This window comes from Serratia nevei (assembly GCF_024160145.1).
Classification (GTDB): domain Bacteria; phylum Pseudomonadota; class Gammaproteobacteria; order Enterobacterales; family Enterobacteriaceae; genus Serratia; species Serratia nevei_A.
This window is the reverse complement of the sequence record NZ_JAMYWQ010000004.1, coordinates 166,273-180,034: the sequence shown is the minus strand read 5'-3', so window position 1 is coordinate 180,034 and position 13,762 is coordinate 166,273. Positions and strand designations below refer to the sequence as shown.

The 13,762-nt window shown below is 53.3% G+C and carries 13 protein-coding genes; 8 read left to right on the top strand and 5 right to left on the bottom strand.

The genetic code is table 11. From position 1 onward, the window contains the following. The first annotated feature begins 897 nt into the window (after window positions 1-897). The gene (locus M6G53_RS05540; protein ID WP_253329622.1) at window positions 898-1,677 is read left to right on the top strand and encodes an alpha/beta hydrolase; all 780 of its coding nucleotides are present in this window, start codon (window positions 898-900) and stop codon (window positions 1,675-1,677) included. 319 nt (window positions 1,678-1,996) lie between these two features. Then, on the top strand, window positions 1,997-2,215 hold the full coding sequence (locus M6G53_RS05535) for a TM2 domain-containing protein (protein ID WP_253329621.1): 219 nt from the start codon (window positions 1,997-1,999) through the stop codon (window positions 2,213-2,215). 50 nt (window positions 2,216-2,265) lie between these two features. Here M6G53_RS05535 and M6G53_RS05530 read toward each other — a convergent pair whose 3' ends face one another. The 5 genes from M6G53_RS05530 to M6G53_RS05510 all read right to left on the bottom strand — a co-directional run bounded on the left by M6G53_RS05530 (window position 2,266) and on the right by M6G53_RS05510 (window position 8,370). Further along, on the bottom strand, window positions 2,266-2,802 hold the full coding sequence (locus M6G53_RS05530) for a hypothetical protein (RefSeq protein WP_253329620.1): 537 nt from the start codon (window positions 2,800-2,802) through the stop codon (window positions 2,266-2,268). Between the two features lie 653 nt (window positions 2,803-3,455). Beyond that, the gene (locus M6G53_RS05525; protein WP_253329619.1) at window positions 3,456-4,631 is read right to left on the bottom strand and encodes a hypothetical protein; all 1,176 of its coding nucleotides are present in this window, start codon (window positions 4,629-4,631) and stop codon (window positions 3,456-3,458) included. Continuing rightward, window positions 4,628-5,911, bottom strand: coding sequence for a hypothetical protein (locus M6G53_RS05520; protein ID WP_253329617.1), 1,284 nt, complete (start codon window positions 5,909-5,911; stop codon window positions 4,628-4,630). Before M6G53_RS05520 ends, M6G53_RS05525 begins: the two co-directional genes overlap by 4 nt. A 54-nt stretch (window positions 5,912-5,965) precedes the next feature. Then, complete coding sequence (gene cybB, locus M6G53_RS05515; RefSeq protein WP_253329625.1) at window positions 5,966-6,490, bottom strand: cytochrome b561; 525 nt, start codon at window positions 6,488-6,490, stop codon at window positions 5,966-5,968. Between the two features lie 278 nt (window positions 6,491-6,768). After that, window positions 6,769-8,370, bottom strand: a complete 1,602-nt coding sequence (locus tag M6G53_RS05510; RefSeq protein ID WP_253329615.1) for an ABC transporter substrate-binding protein — start codon at window positions 8,368-8,370, stop codon at window positions 6,769-6,771. A gap of 797 nt (window positions 8,371-9,167) precedes the next feature. Here M6G53_RS05510 and M6G53_RS05505 point away from each other — a divergent pair. The 6 genes from M6G53_RS05505 (at window position 9,168) to M6G53_RS05480 (ending at window position 13,731) form a co-directional block, all read left to right on the top strand. Then, window positions 9,168-9,641: a lysis system i-spanin subunit Rz gene (locus M6G53_RS05505; RefSeq protein ID WP_253329613.1), complete on the top strand. Its 474-nt coding sequence runs from the start codon at window positions 9,168-9,170 to the stop codon at window positions 9,639-9,641. 80 nt (window positions 9,642-9,721) lie between these two features. After that, window positions 9,722-10,060 (top strand): phage holin family protein, encoded by a 339-nt coding sequence (locus tag M6G53_RS05500; RefSeq protein WP_253329610.1) that lies wholly within the window; start codon window positions 9,722-9,724, stop codon window positions 10,058-10,060. A 200-nt stretch (window positions 10,061-10,260) separates the two neighbouring features. Next, window positions 10,261-10,686, top strand: coding sequence for a lysozyme (locus M6G53_RS05495; protein WP_253329608.1), 426 nt, complete (start codon window positions 10,261-10,263; stop codon window positions 10,684-10,686). Window positions 10,687-10,856: 170 nt separating this feature from the next. Next, window positions 10,857-11,306, top strand: a complete 450-nt coding sequence (locus M6G53_RS05490) for a phage tail protein (RefSeq protein ID WP_197751368.1) — start codon at window positions 10,857-10,859, stop codon at window positions 11,304-11,306. Window positions 11,307-11,324: 18 nt separating this feature from the next. Beyond that, the gene (locus M6G53_RS05485; protein WP_253329606.1) at window positions 11,325-12,401 is read left to right on the top strand and encodes a phage tail sheath family protein; all 1,077 of its coding nucleotides are present in this window, start codon (window positions 11,325-11,327) and stop codon (window positions 12,399-12,401) included. Between the two features lie 19 nt (window positions 12,402-12,420). Next, window positions 12,421-13,731, top strand: a complete 1,311-nt coding sequence (locus M6G53_RS05480; RefSeq protein WP_253329604.1) for a phage tail sheath family protein — start codon at window positions 12,421-12,423, stop codon at window positions 13,729-13,731. Window positions 13,732-13,762: the final 31 nt, after the last annotated feature.

Here is a 13,762-nt window from a genome sequence, read left to right as displayed (position 1 = left end):
CTGAAGGACAAATTAAAAAGTGGCCAACTTAAGAAACAGGCGCAAGCCGAAGTTTCTGAGTAACCACGATCAGGGGTGGGTCCGTTTTACTTTGGCAGGGTGGGTCACAATTCGATCGGTATTGACACCTATCGGCCGCTGAACGGCCAATTTCATAACGACAAGCGTTCCCCAAACCGGATCAGGCCGGTTTTTTTGTGCCTGCGATCCAGGCTGTTCACCCTGTAGGTGAACAGGAGTGTACACTGATAAGGTAGCTATTCACTCATTAATTAATTTAAATGAAAGGATAAAATTAAAAGGTGTATAGGGTGAACAGTTTTTCTATAAATCTTTTTTTAATATGATAAGCATTGGGTGAGTGCCAATTGCTTATAATTTATTCTATGTGTTGTACACCATTTTATTGTGTATATATTGCTATTTTGTTATTGTAAAAATCATTTAAAACAGTTTATTATGTTTTTTGTTTTATTCCTATTATCGCACCAATACAATCCATCCCCCTTGTTAGTGGAAATCAATGCTCCCCCGGGTCTCGCCTGTCAGGATAAATAGCGTTGTACCTTGGCCCTTCAGGCGAGAATGACAGGGTGCTGTCAGGTATGGGCGTCAGCAATATCGCAGGCTGCTGGAGTGCCGGATGATATTGTTTAAATCTCGGTTATCGCATCATTTTATCCGTTTGCAAAAATCACCTGTTGTTAATGTTCACTGAGGTCAACACGGGGCGCTATGGCATATGGCTTAGTGCATGTATTTTTGTCCAATAATCCACACAACCAGCACTCGTCGTAAATGAATAAATACGTTGTTACGTTACGAACTCACTGTTTTTTTCTCATCTGGGAAGAGAATAATTAATGCTAATGCGAAGTTTTATAAAGTGAGGGTATTATGTGTAACAGCTTGATTTCAACGACTCAGTGCTTGGATTATAATGGCCAAAAATATAAAATCTTTATCGCTCACAGCGAGAAAGTCGCAGGTAATTTAAATCCACTTTATCTTTTAGATGCCAATACGCAATTTTCTACGGTAACGGAATATGAAAACCGGCGGGGAGACGCGGATATCCTTTATGTGGGTATTGGCTATCAAGACGACGTAGATATTAAACAGGCGCGAACTCGTGACTATACGATCCCTTCCCCGGACGAGGAGTTTGCCGAGGGCGGTGGAGCGGAAGCGTTCTATCAGTTCATTACAACCTGCGTTAAGCCTTGGATTGAGTCGCATTACTCCATTAACGCCGAACAGCAAACTCTGGCTGGGCATTCGCACGGCGGCCATTTCGTGATGTACACCTTGTTGAATCATCCGAAAGCTTTCCAACGTTATTTGGCAGCCAGTCCCTCAATTTGGTGGGGGGAGGGGGCATTGCTGTCAGATGGCGATATTAAGCTCGATGAAAGTGTTAATAAATTAACGCTTATGTTAGGTGAATATGAAGAGAAAATTCATCCGGAAAGTAACGAAAAAGAGGCGTCACGCGTTCGCAGAATTAACGCCAACCCTAAGTTACGGGTAAGAAATATTGCGGAAAGTCTGCTCGGCAGTGAACAGCGCTGTGATTTTATTTTATGTATGGGGCGGCGTCATCCGGGGGTTATTAAAGATTATGCGCAAATGGCAAATATCATTGCCGCGCACAGCCCGCAAGCTGATGGGTTATAATTCGCGGCAAAAAACTAACGGAATGAGTGAATAAGGTTTGTTGATTTGCATCATTTTGGCATGATAGCCGGGGAGCATCTCGGCTATTTTCAATGTTCTATTACCCGCATCATTACCTCCTTGCTACCCTCCGTTTTTCTTACTTTCCCTGCCGGTTAGCCGGTTAAACAAGCGTTTAATCATCTGATGTTATAATTACCCCTGTTGAGCCTTGATGGGTGAATGTTTTACTCCTCAAGCATTGTGATGCGGCGCTCGGTGGAGCGGCATCCGTTTTGGACATGCCGGTGGTTCGGTGAGAAGTAAGGAGAAGTGCACTATGAGCAGAAAAGACAAGCTCGCGGCGGCCCTGCTGGCCATCTTCCTGGGTGGGCTGGGCATTCACAAGTTTTACCTGGGCATGAAGTGGTGGGGGCTGTTCTACCTGCTGCTCTGCTGGACGGGGATCCCGGCGATTGTCGGCTTTATCGAAGGCATTATCTATCTGTGCCAATCGGAAGAGAAGTTCAACCAGAAATACAATCCTGGTCTGATTTAACGCGTTTATGGCGGCGCTTCCTGTTAAGGGGAGCGCCGCTTTTCATTCCGTTACTGTTTTTTCATCATCATCATCTTGTCGCGCATTTCTTTGCTCATCATTTTATTCGAGCTGGAGATCACGCAGTTGTATTGCTTGCCTTGGTTAATGATCATAAAAGTGCTGACCGGATTTTTAAAGTCCTTGTCGATGGTGAAATAAATATAGGCCTGCGGCAACGCGGCCGGTTTAAAGGCACCGAAGGCATACACATTCGCCAGGCCCAGCGCGGAGAGATCGACCGTCAGCGCCATGGGCTTCATGGAATCCGGTGATGGGAACATCGATTTGGCTGACATCATCATGGTGCTGCTGTTGATGGTGTAATCGGTTTTGACCTTCATGCCCATATATTTCGATTCGGGCATGGAGAGCTCTTTTTTACAGGCGGCGTCATGCTGCGGCGCCGGGCTGCCGTTTTCCATCACGGCGTGCACGTGTTCCAGCATCACTTCCGCGCTGCCGGTAGTGGGCTGTGCATCGGCCGCGTAAGCCGCGCCGCTGAAGGCGGCCATAGAGGTAAGAATAATGCCTGTAACGATTTTCATTGTTGGTCTCCGGAATGCTAATAATGATATTAATTGCGGTGTGTAGCCTATTGACCTGATAAAATGCAAAGTTACCCGTTCCGTGGAGATGAATTATCCTCAGAGTTTTTATGAAAAATAGCGTTTCACCCACGCGCTGCGCGAGGTGTGGTTAATATTGTTAAGTGCCTTGCTCTTTTTTATTCAGCGTTTATACCTGCATATAAATAGTATGTCTAAACATAGTCAATATTTAGAATATGCACAAATTATTGCAGTTTTTTTCCGCTTTCATTTCTCGCTTTTCCACAGAGGTTTAAATATCTTATTGAGATACAGGGAGTTATCTCCCCTACGGTGAAATTACTCTGTGAAGCGTTATTTATGTGATCTTCATAGTCACAGAAATAAAGCTGAAATTATTACCTTTCTATTTAACGGATAATTATTCATGGCATAGGCTTCAACGCCTTCCGTTCCCTGCGCTAGCATCAGGCGGTTTTCTCGTGGAAAAGGATATCGCCATGGCCGCCTGGGCCATTTTGCTCGTCGGTTGGTTGTTGATTTGGCGGGATCACCCGATTTTCGGCGTGCTGTGCTCGCGCTGTTTGCCGTGCTGCTATGGGCGAAATACGCCGGTGCCATAACCTAGCAGCATGGCAGGTTCCTCTGGGTCACGGCGCGGTGGAACGATAGCGAACGAAGTAGGGCAGCGCCGGGGGCTCCCCGTTATCGCCATAGTGGCTTTCCGGTTCAATCACGGTTTGGCGTGCGTCGTCCAACCCTTTGTACACATAGTCCAGCGGCTGAAGGTAGCGTACCTGGGAGGTTTGCAGGTCGAAAATCAGCGAGAGATGGCCGTCGCCGTTATCCGTTTGGGCGACCAGCGCTTTGTTGCCGGCCCACAGCCGATACAGCGACTTGTAACCGGTCTCCAGTATCACTTGCAGTTGGCCGCCAGATTGATAGCGCAGGAGCTGATACCGCCCTCTGTCCAGCGTCTGTGCGATCAGGTAGATGCCGCCATCCGGGGCCTGCGCGCTTTCCTGCACGCGCACCGGCAGCCAATGCAGTTCGGCCACCTTGCCGGTTTTGCCGTTAACGGCGATGTGTAAGGCGCCGGAACCGAGCACCGGGTTCATCCAGAACAGCACGCGATCGCCATCAACGGCGGTAAATATCTCGGGCATCGGGGCCTGCGCAGTGGCATGAGCAAGCCTTGAGGTGCCATCTTCTTCGCGATCCTGCCCTAACAGCTGCCGTTCGGCCAGCAGTGCCGGCAGATCCAGCGTCCGTTGCCAACGGGCACCAAAGTCCGGGCTGTAGAAGATGCCGTCGGTACTGATGAAGTACAATCCATCACGGGAGCGCAGCGCCGCCAACTTACCGTCAATCAGCAGGGGACGGGTGTCGTTGTCGGCCTTTTGCCTGGGCAGCAGCTTACCGACGGTTCCCAGTTGCAGATCGATCAACCGCCGTCCTTCGGCGAGAAACAGCACGCAGCGCTGGCCACTGCAGACCGCATCGTGCACCGATTCTGGCAGGCGGCCCAGCATCTGCACCCCCTTCGGGCCGGCGAACAGCAACTGGCTGACATAATCGGCCGACCAGCCGAAGAGGCCGCGGCTACCGCGCGTTTCGACCCGTTTGTTGGTCACCAGCAGCACGCCGCCCCCCGCCTGATAATTCTTGATAAAGTCATAATCGGCCACCGTCGGCAGCGCAGCGTCGCCGCTGTTCCATTGCCACTGTGCATAGCGCTGGTCAGGATTGAGCAAAAAGAAGCTCAACGTGCTGAAGAGAAACAACGCCAGAATGCAGAGCGGCCTTTTATAGAATGACAGCATCATGATTTCAGCTCCGTCACCTGATCCTGCTGATACAGACTGAGGCGCAGGTTTTTTAGATATCGATAGGCCTGGAAAGCGCGGCGTTGGCCGGGAAGGAAGCGGCGGCAGCCCTGCCCCACGGCTTCAATCATCAATGCCAGCCCGCTGACCGCCATCAGCAACAAGAACAGCAGCGGCGGCAGTTCACTGCCTATCTGGGCCAGGGCCCAGCGATCCAGATAAAAGCCCCGTTGCTCCAGGCTGTCCCACAGCAGCATGCCGAGCATGAAAGCCGCCATGATCGCGCCCAATGCGAAGATCACACGGGCACACAGGGTGAGATCCGCTTCGCTGCAATAGCCGTTGCCGGCGACCAGATAGGCCTGACGGTCGCGGTGATTGATGATCCCTTGTACCAGACGCAGGGCCGGCAAGGCGCCATCTTGACGATACAAAATCTGCAGCGGGTCGCCCTGGGCGATAAAGAGCGGGTGCCGGCGGCGAAAAACGGGGTGAAGCCTGGTGCTCCAGACGTTGACCGATCGAACGGCCAATGCATAGTGCTCCCCCTGCAGTTGCAGCGCATAGGTATCCACGGAATAAGTGCGTTGCCGGTACTCTGTTTGATAAAGCTCATAGTGCAGGGTGTCCACCGTGGCGATCTGGCTGGATTCAACGCCGGCGGGAAGAGGCTGTTCGGTCGGTATGCCGGGCGTCTGCGCCGCGTTTGCACGGATGGCCCGGTATTTGAGGCCGGGGATTTTCAGGCTGAGCGAGCCGGGCGGCGTGACGTCTTGCCCCTGCAGCACGCGATCCAGCGCCCTGAGCAGGCGCCTGCGGCCGCGGTGCCCGATCAGCAGGAGCTCCGAACCGACGAACAGCACTATGCCGACGCCGATCAGGCCGGCGATGATGGCGATAAAGAACAGGACGATGGTCAGCCAGGAATCGTCCCCGTCCATGATGAAAAAGGCCGCCGGGAAGCCGCTGGCCAGCGCTGCGCCCAGCACCAGCAGGACAAAATATTTCAGCTTGTATTTCAGCGTTCTGTCCGGCTCCAGCCGGCCCTTTGTGGCGTGCAGCAACCAGTGCAGCCAATAGCTGCCGTCCCGCAGGCGATGGGCGCCGATCTTTACCCGATCGCCGGGGGCGAGCGTTGCCAGCAGATTTTCGCTGTCGCTGAAGTCGTCGCGGTAAAAAAAGAATGTCTGGCCGGAGGCGATGAGCCTCACCAGGTTGTCGGGCGCCGTCTGTTGGCAGGCGCACTGCTCGATGGTCACATGAAAAAATTGGGTTTGCATGTCATTCCCTGTCAGCGGGCGTGGCCCGAAAACTCATCCCTGGCGCCAAATGATTCAGCGCTTTTTCATCAGTGGCAGCATGCGTACCAGCGCATTGTCCTTGACGATATAGTGGTGGAACAGTGCGGCGGCGGTATGCAGGCCGATCAGCCAGTAGCCGAATGACGCCAGCGTTTTGTGCCAACCGATAATCATCCGTGCCTGAGGCCGATCGGCCACCTCGGCGAATGGCATCGACAGGCCGAACAGATACCACTCCTTGCCGCCCAGATAGCGTGAATACACCCCCAGCACCGGCAGCGTTAACAGCAGCAGGTAAATCAGGGTATGTGTCAAATGCGCCAGGCCGGTTTGCCACTTCGGCGATTTGGGCACGATGGCGGGCGAAGGGTGGCGCCAGCGTAGGAACAGGCGGGCGATCATCAGGGCAAACACCGTTACGCCGCAGCTGAAGTGGGTGACAACCAGCACGTACCAGGGAGCGCTGCCCGGTTCGGCAAAGCCGCGCAGCTCAATGGTGACGCAGGTGATGACCAGCAGGATCGCCACCAGCCAGTGCAGGCGAATTTGCCACGGCATGTAGGTGTTCTGCACCGGGTTACCTTTTGATGTTAAAGGGTCTGTGCGCCGATGGTAACGAAATGTTACAGGCGAGGAAAGCGCCTGTGCGCAGTTTAAGCAAAATACCAGGGATTAAGCCGCTTATTAAGCTATGAATTTAGTGGGTTAAGTGCCTGGCGGCAGGGGAGGCAGCTAGCATCGTAAGTTGTGAAGTTAATGTGCGGTAGGTTCAGAGGTTGGCAGCTTATTAAGCGATGAGGCGGGTAGCGCCGCAGCTCTCGCCGCGGCGCCTGGGGTCAGTTCAATTTGGCCTTGGCGAAGTCGCTGCCGTTCACGTCCACTACATAGCCGCTCAGGTTGCTGCGGGTGGCGTAGAACACTTTGCCGGTGGCCAGCGGCAGCCACGGCGCCTGCTTGGCGAAGATCACCTGCGCCTGTTGATACAGCTTGGCGCGCGCCTGCGGCTGATTCTCCTGAATCGCCTGCTGGATCAGGCTGTCGTAATTCTTATCGCACCAGCGGGCCACGTTGGCACCGCTCTGCACCCCGGCGCAGCCGAGCAGGGTGGCGAAGTTGTCCGGATCGCCGTTGTCCGACACCCAACCGTACAGCGCGCTCTGCTGTTCGCCTTTGCGCAGCCCGGCCAGATACTGGCCCCATTCCCAGGTGACGATCTTGGCCTTCACGCCCACCTTCGCCCAGTCGCTCTGGATCATCTCGGCGATGCGCTTCGAGTTCGGGTTGTAAGGGCGCTGTACCGGCATCGACCAGATGTCGGTCTCAAAACCCTGCGGCAGCCCGGCCTGTTTCAGCAGCTCGCGCGCCTTCTGCGGATCGTAGGCGTATTCCGGCAGTTTATCGTTGTAGCCCAGCATGCCCGGCGGTAGCAGCGAGTTGGCCGGCGTGCCGCTGTCTTTGAACACCGCGGCGACGATCGCTTTCTTGTCCACCGCATAGCTCAGCGCCTGGCGCACCAGCAGGTTATCGAACGGTTTCTTCTGGGTGTTGAACGCCAGATAGCCGACGTTCAGCCCGGTAATGTCGTGCAATTGCAGGTTGCCGTCGGCCTTGATAGCGGCGAACTGTTCCGGCAGCGGCGCGGGAATGATCTGGCATTCGTTGGTTTTCAGCTTGGCCAGCCGCGTTTGCGGGTCTGGCGTAATGGAGAATATCAGGTGCTTGCTGGCCACTTCGCCCTGCCAGTAGTGTGGGTTGGCGATGTAGCGGATCAGCGAATCCTGCTTGTACTGCTGCAGCGCGAACGGCCCGGTGCCGATCGGCCAGTTGTCGACGTATTCCGGCGTGCCCTTTTTCAGCATGGCGTCGGCGTATTCGGCGGACAGGATCGAGGCGAAATCCATCGCCCAGTCGGCGACGAAGGCGGCGTTGGGCTGGCTCAGCGTGAAGCGCACGTGGCGATCGTCCACCGCTTCCACCTGGGTGATCAGCTTATCCAGCCCCATGTCGGTGAAGTATTCGTAGTTGCCGCCGGAGACCTTGTGATACGGGTTGGCGGGGTCTTTCTGCCGCATCACGGTGAACACCACGTCTTCGGCGTTGAAGTCGCGCGTTGGGGTGAAGTATTTGTTGCTGTTGAACTTCACGCCCTGGCGCAGGGTAAAGGTGTAGGTCTTGCCGTCCGGGCTGACGCTCCATTCGGTGGCCAGCGAAGGGGCGGGCGTTTTATCGCTTTCGCGCAGCGTCACCAGCCGGTTGTACAGCACCTGCGAGGTGGCGATAAAGGTCGGCCCGGAGCTGGAGAGCTGCGGGTTGAACGACTCCGGCGAGGCGACGGTGCAGTACACCAGCGCATCGGAAGCGGCCAGCGCGCTGCCCGCCGACAACAGGCCGCAGCCGGCCAGCACCAATCCGGCGATAGGGTGTTTTAAAAACGTCAAGGCAAGATCCTCAGGTGGGGGAGCCGTTAGCGGCGAATTATTTAACTATAGATAACGGATGGCGCGACGGGGAACAAGCGTCCCACCTGCGCATTCTGTGCGCCCCGCATTGACTGCCGTCTGGTCGATGCCGGTGATGTTCGTCGTCGACACCGACGCAGTCGGCAGAATTTCCGGGCTGGAGGAGGAGGGCACGCTCTGCGGATTTCAACTACAGACGCTTCATGCTGCTGTTGAGGGTAGAAATTAAGCGCTGAGCGTTCGACAGTGCAGGCTCCTGCATTCGGGTAAATACGTTAGCCGTGGTAAAGATAACGTGGTTTACACGCTGCTGTGCAGCCATGCCTCCATGATGTTAGAGGCAGCAACGCCCCTGCGTTTGTTGTGGTCAATACCATGGTCTTTAGCGGGTGGCAATGATGTTTGTTGGTTTTTTTGTAAGTTTTTATCTTTCATAATCACCAAGTTGATAGTTTGCGGCTATTTATCATGTTAATAACGATCGTTACTAACGATTTCTATTTCTTATGTTTTGCTCCTATAGTTTATTTAGACAGTTAATAAACAGCTTAATAGCCGCCAGGCGTATTTTCGGTACGTTCTATTATAGTAATAATATCTATGATGAGATGATTGTTTTTCCATGTCCATTACCATGGGAGTTATTATTCTAAGTTGTTTTTTAATGATGATGAGATTATATCTGGCTTTTCTTTTGTATTTTTTCGATTGATATTTTAATTACCATGGTGTTTTTAATTCAATAGGGTCTGGGAAAATAAGGATTCAAGGTGTCAATGCGAGGTGCTATTTGGGGCGGTACTGTTTTTGTCATTATCGCCTTTTCTTGGTCGGCCCGGTATTACTATAAGCAGTCAATCACTTGGCAAGAAAAAGCAAGAGAGGCGAATGCGTCAGCCAGGCAATATGAGGTTGAACTCAAATCGCTACGGAGCCAGCAGCGAAAACTTGCTGAATTAGATGAACATTACACGGAGAAGCTGAATGAGGCTGAACAAGAAAATACGGCTCTGCGTACTCAGCTTGCCCGTGGCCATCGCAGGATGCTCATCCCCGGACAAAAAGAGTGCTCGGATCGAACATCCCCCGCAACCCGCGGCGTGGGCCATGATAGCGCCATCGAACTCTCTGCAGATACTGGACAGCGTATTCTTTCTGTCCGAGAAGGCATCATCCGTGACCAGCAAAAACTGATGTACCTTCAGCGTTATATTCGGCAGTTCTGTCTGCGAGATCGGGAGAATAGATAGCTATTTCATTATGTGGTACGTACCCATTATTACGATCTGATTTACGCGAAATTATAACATTAACTAAAATTGGAGCTCTAATGATGATTTTTACGTTACCCAAACCGCTGCCTGATAGCGACAGAGTATTCTCGTGGTTAATTGTGGGTGGGTTCTCGGCCTGGGGCGGTATCGTCCGATATTTGATGGAGAACAAGGCGTCCGGAAGAAAATTTTCATGGAGAGACATTTTCACTCAAGTGGTGATTTCCGGATTTACGGGGTTTTTAGCGGGAGTTTATGGTTATGAACAAGGGTACAGTGAGTTTATGACCATGGTATTTTCCGGTCTGGGTGGGGCCTTGGGTGGCCACTTGCTGGACGTGTTATGGCGGAGGCTGTTCAATCTTCCGGAAAAGGAAAGCAACTCTAAACGCTAGTCATTAAGCCGGGGCAATAGCATGAATGATGCGTGTGATGTTTCTGTTAAATGTGTTAAATGCCAAGAATAACAAACTTTTCAAGCCTGTTTCCTTTTTGGATTGCATACGCTGTCTAATATAGGGATATACCTGTGGTGATATTTCAGCGATGCTGTGCCATCTCTGTTGTGGGCTAATCTTGTTAGCATGGGGGTAGCATGATAATCGGCACTAATGGTCTTAATCTTATTAAACATTTTGAGGGGCTAAAGCTTCGCGCCTATCAATGTTCGGCTCATGTCTGGACCATTGGTTATGGTCATACCGTCGATGTCAGCGCGAATGATGTTATCACCGAAGAAGAAGCCCTTTATTTTCTTCATCAGGATGTGGCGGAGAGTGAACGGGCGGTCAATCAATATGTACATGTTCCGCTTACGCAAAATCAGTTTGATGCCTTGGTTTCTTTTGTTTTCAACCTGGGCGTCGGGAATTTCCGGACCTCAACGCTCCTGAAAAAACTCAATGCCGGTGATGATGACGGCGCGGCCCAGGAATTTGGGCGTTGGATCCATGCCGGCGGCAAAGTGCTGCCCGGTCTGGTACGTAGAAGAGAGGCCGAACGCGCACTCTTTCTGCAGTAAGTAAGACAGTTAGACGGTTTTCTTTATTTATAAGCGTGAAAAAACAACTGGTGTAAATCAGGGGCGGTAGCATGCTTTTTTTCAAAGAAAAACCGAGTTAATTAAATTTTTTCATGCGGATAATTTAAATAAGATTATTTGCGCCCATTGTAAAAAGAAGGATTAAACTCATGGCTATTACCGCAGACGACATTGCAGTGCAATATCCCATTCCTACCTATCGCTTTATTGTGACCCTGGGCGATGAGCAGGTGCCGTTTACCAGCGCCTCCGGCCTGGATATCAATTTCGACACCATTGAATACCGCGACGGTACCGGCAATTGGTTCAAAATGCCCGGTCAGCGACAGGTGCCTAACATTACGCTGAGTAAAGGGGTATTCCCGGGCAAAAATGCGATGTATGAGTGGATTAATTCCATTCAGCTCAATCAGGTTGAAAAGAAAGACATCATGATCAGCCTGACCAATGAAGCCGGCACGGAAGTGCTGGTCAGCTGGAATGTGAGCAACGCCTTCCCAACCTCCCTGACCTCCCCGTCATTTGACGCGACCAGTAACGAAATCGCGGTACAGCAAATCACGCTCATGGCCGATCGCGTGACCATTCAGACTGCCTAATCAAGAGGACATGTTGCCATGACAGTGACAACCACTTACCCCGGCGTTTATCTCAGTGAAGATGCCGTATCGAGCTTTTCGGTCAACGGTGCCGCCACCGCGGTGCCCCTGTTTGCATACGACAGTAAGAGTGCCGCCGCCACGAATGAAGCGATTCAGGTTTTCCGCAACTGGGCGGAATTTACCGCCGTTTACCCCACGCCGCTGAAAGATGTTTTTTATGCCAGTCTGAAATTGTGGTTTATGCACGGCGGCGGTAAATGTTATCTGGTTGACGTGACTAAAATCGCCGATGCGGTGGCGCAATACGATGATATTACGCTGATTGTTGCCGCAGGGACGGATACCACGACGGCTACCCCTATTTATGATGCGTTCAACCTGGTGGTGAGTCAGGGCTACCGTATCTTTGGCCTGTTTGACGGCCCGCAAGACAAAATTGCTGGTACAGATAAGCCCGATGAGGTCATGGACGCGTATCCGACCTCCGCGTTCGGCGCGGTGTTTTATCCGTGGTGCACCCTGGCATCGGGTGCGGCGGTGCCGCCGAGTGCCATCGCCGCGGCCGCCATTGCCCAAACCGACCGTACGCGTGGCGTGTGGAAAGCGCCGGCCAATCAGGCCGTGAATGGCGTTACCCCGATGTACGCCGTCAGCGATGATTTTCAGGGCACGTATAACCAGGGCAAGGCGCTGAACATGATCCGCACGTTCTCGGGCCAGGGCACCGTAGTGTGGGGCGCCCGCACGCTGGAGGACAGCGATAACTGGCGCTATATCCCGGTACGCCGCCTGTTCAACGCCGTTGAACGGGATATCCAAAAAGCCCTGAATAAACTGGTGTTTGAACCCAACAGCCAGCCGACCTGGCAGCGCGTCAAGGCCGCCGTAGACAGTTATCTGCACGGTCTGTGGCAGCAGGGCGCGCTGGCCGGCAGTACCCCCGCCGACGCCTGGTTTGTTCAGGTCGGCAAAGATCTCACCATGACCCAGGAAGAGATCAATCAGGGGAAGATGATCATCAAAATCGGCCTGGCCGCGGTTCGCCCGGCAGAATTCATCATCCTGCAGTTCAGCCAGGATATCGCGCAATAATTCACTGAAGGAAAAGAACATGCCTACAGATACCACTGTACCGGGTGTTTATATTGAAGAAGATGCCTCGCCGGCGATGTCGGTGAGCGCGGGAGCGACCGCCGTGCCGTTATTTGTCGCGCGTTTTACCCCGTCCGATAAAAAACTGGCGGGCGTTATTACCCGCATCGGCAGCTGGCTGGACTATACCACCCTGTTTGACAGCAACGTGCCTTCTTCCGCACGGGTCACCGTGACGTCAACGCCTGATGACGAAAAAAAATATACCTACCAGATTAATGACACCGAGGTCGTCGATCCGACCGCCTCCGTCGCCCTGCGCCTCTATTTCCAGAACGGCGGTGGCCCTTGCTACCTCTATCCGCTGGAAAAGGCAGACGATGAAGCCAAATTGGCCGCGTTGCCGGGTCTTGTCGATGAGGTGGGGGCGATCACGCTGCTGGCCTGTCCGGATCCCGACGAAGCTTATCGCACGGCGGTGTATGGTGCGCTGGCCGCCTCACTGGGTCTGCATAAAGGGTACTTCCTGCTGGCCGACAGCGTGAATGGCGACGCGCCCAGTGCGGCCAGTGGTTCCGCCCAGGTGGCGGTGTATTACCCGAATGTAGAGGTGCCGCACACCCGGACGTTGGGTGATAAGCAGGTCGCCATCACCGGCTACACCGACGGGACGGGTACGACCATCGCCACGCTGGCCGACCTGCGTACCGCTAACGCCGACTTTGCCGGTGTGATTGATCAAGCCCTGTCCGGTTACCTGAGTGCGCCGTTATCGCTGCCGCCCTCCGCATTGATGGCGGGGGTGTACGGCAAGACTGACGGTGAACGCGGGGTGTGGAAAGCGCCGGCGAACGTGGTGCTCAATGGCGTCAGCGATGTCAGCGTCCGGGTCACCAATGAACAACAGGCGGAGCTGAATCCGAAAGGCATCAACGTCATTCGTCATTTCAGCGATCGCGGGTTGGTCGTATGGGGCAGCCGCACGCAGCAAGATGATGATGACTGGCGCTATATCCCGGTGCGCCGCCTGTTCGATGCGGCAGAGCGCGACATCAAAAAGGCCCTGCAGCCGATGGTGTTCGAGCCCAACAGCCAGCCGACCTGGAAACGGGTGCAGGCAGCGATTGATAACTACCTTCACCGCCTGTGGCAACAGGGCGCCCTGGCCGGCAATAAGGCAGAGGAAGCGTATTTTGTGCGCGTCGGTAAGGGTATCACCATGACACAAGACGAGATTAACCAGGGGCAAATGATCATTCAGGTGGGGATGGCCGCCGTGCGCCCGGCTGAATTCATCATCCTTAAGTTTACTCAGGACATGTCTCAGTAAAGGGGGAAACCCCTTTTCCGACTCTTTATAA

Coding starts and splice junctions, on each gene's coding strand:
- M6G53_RS05530 (WP_253329620.1), bottom strand. CDS start 2,802: ATGAAAATCGTTACAGGCATTATTCTTACCTCTATGGCCGCCTTCAGC.
- M6G53_RS05485 (WP_253329606.1), top strand. CDS start 11,325: ATGACAGTGACAACCACTTACCCCGGCGTTTATCTCAGTGAAGATGCC.
- M6G53_RS05480 (WP_253329604.1), top strand. CDS start 12,421: ATGCCTACAGATACCACTGTACCGGGTGTTTATATTGAAGAAGATGCC.
- M6G53_RS05525 (WP_253329619.1), bottom strand. CDS start 4,631: ATGATGCTGTCATTCTATAAAAGGCCGCTCTGCATTCTGGCGTTGTTT.
- cybB (WP_253329625.1), bottom strand. CDS start 6,490: ATGCCGTGGCAAATTCGCCTGCACTGGCTGGTGGCGATCCTGCTGGTC.
- M6G53_RS05500 (WP_253329610.1), top strand. CDS start 9,722: ATGATGATTTTTACGTTACCCAAACCGCTGCCTGATAGCGACAGAGTA.
- M6G53_RS05535 (WP_253329621.1), top strand. CDS start 1,997: ATGAGCAGAAAAGACAAGCTCGCGGCGGCCCTGCTGGCCATCTTCCTG.
- M6G53_RS05540 (WP_253329622.1), top strand. CDS start 898: ATGTGTAACAGCTTGATTTCAACGACTCAGTGCTTGGATTATAATGGC.
- M6G53_RS05490 (WP_197751368.1), top strand. CDS start 10,857: ATGGCTATTACCGCAGACGACATTGCAGTGCAATATCCCATTCCTACC.
- M6G53_RS05495 (WP_253329608.1), top strand. CDS start 10,261: ATGATAATCGGCACTAATGGTCTTAATCTTATTAAACATTTTGAGGGG.
- M6G53_RS05520 (WP_253329617.1), bottom strand. CDS start 5,911: ATGCAAACCCAATTTTTTCATGTGACCATCGAGCAGTGCGCCTGCCAA.
- M6G53_RS05505 (WP_253329613.1), top strand. CDS start 9,168: ATGCGAGGTGCTATTTGGGGCGGTACTGTTTTTGTCATTATCGCCTTT.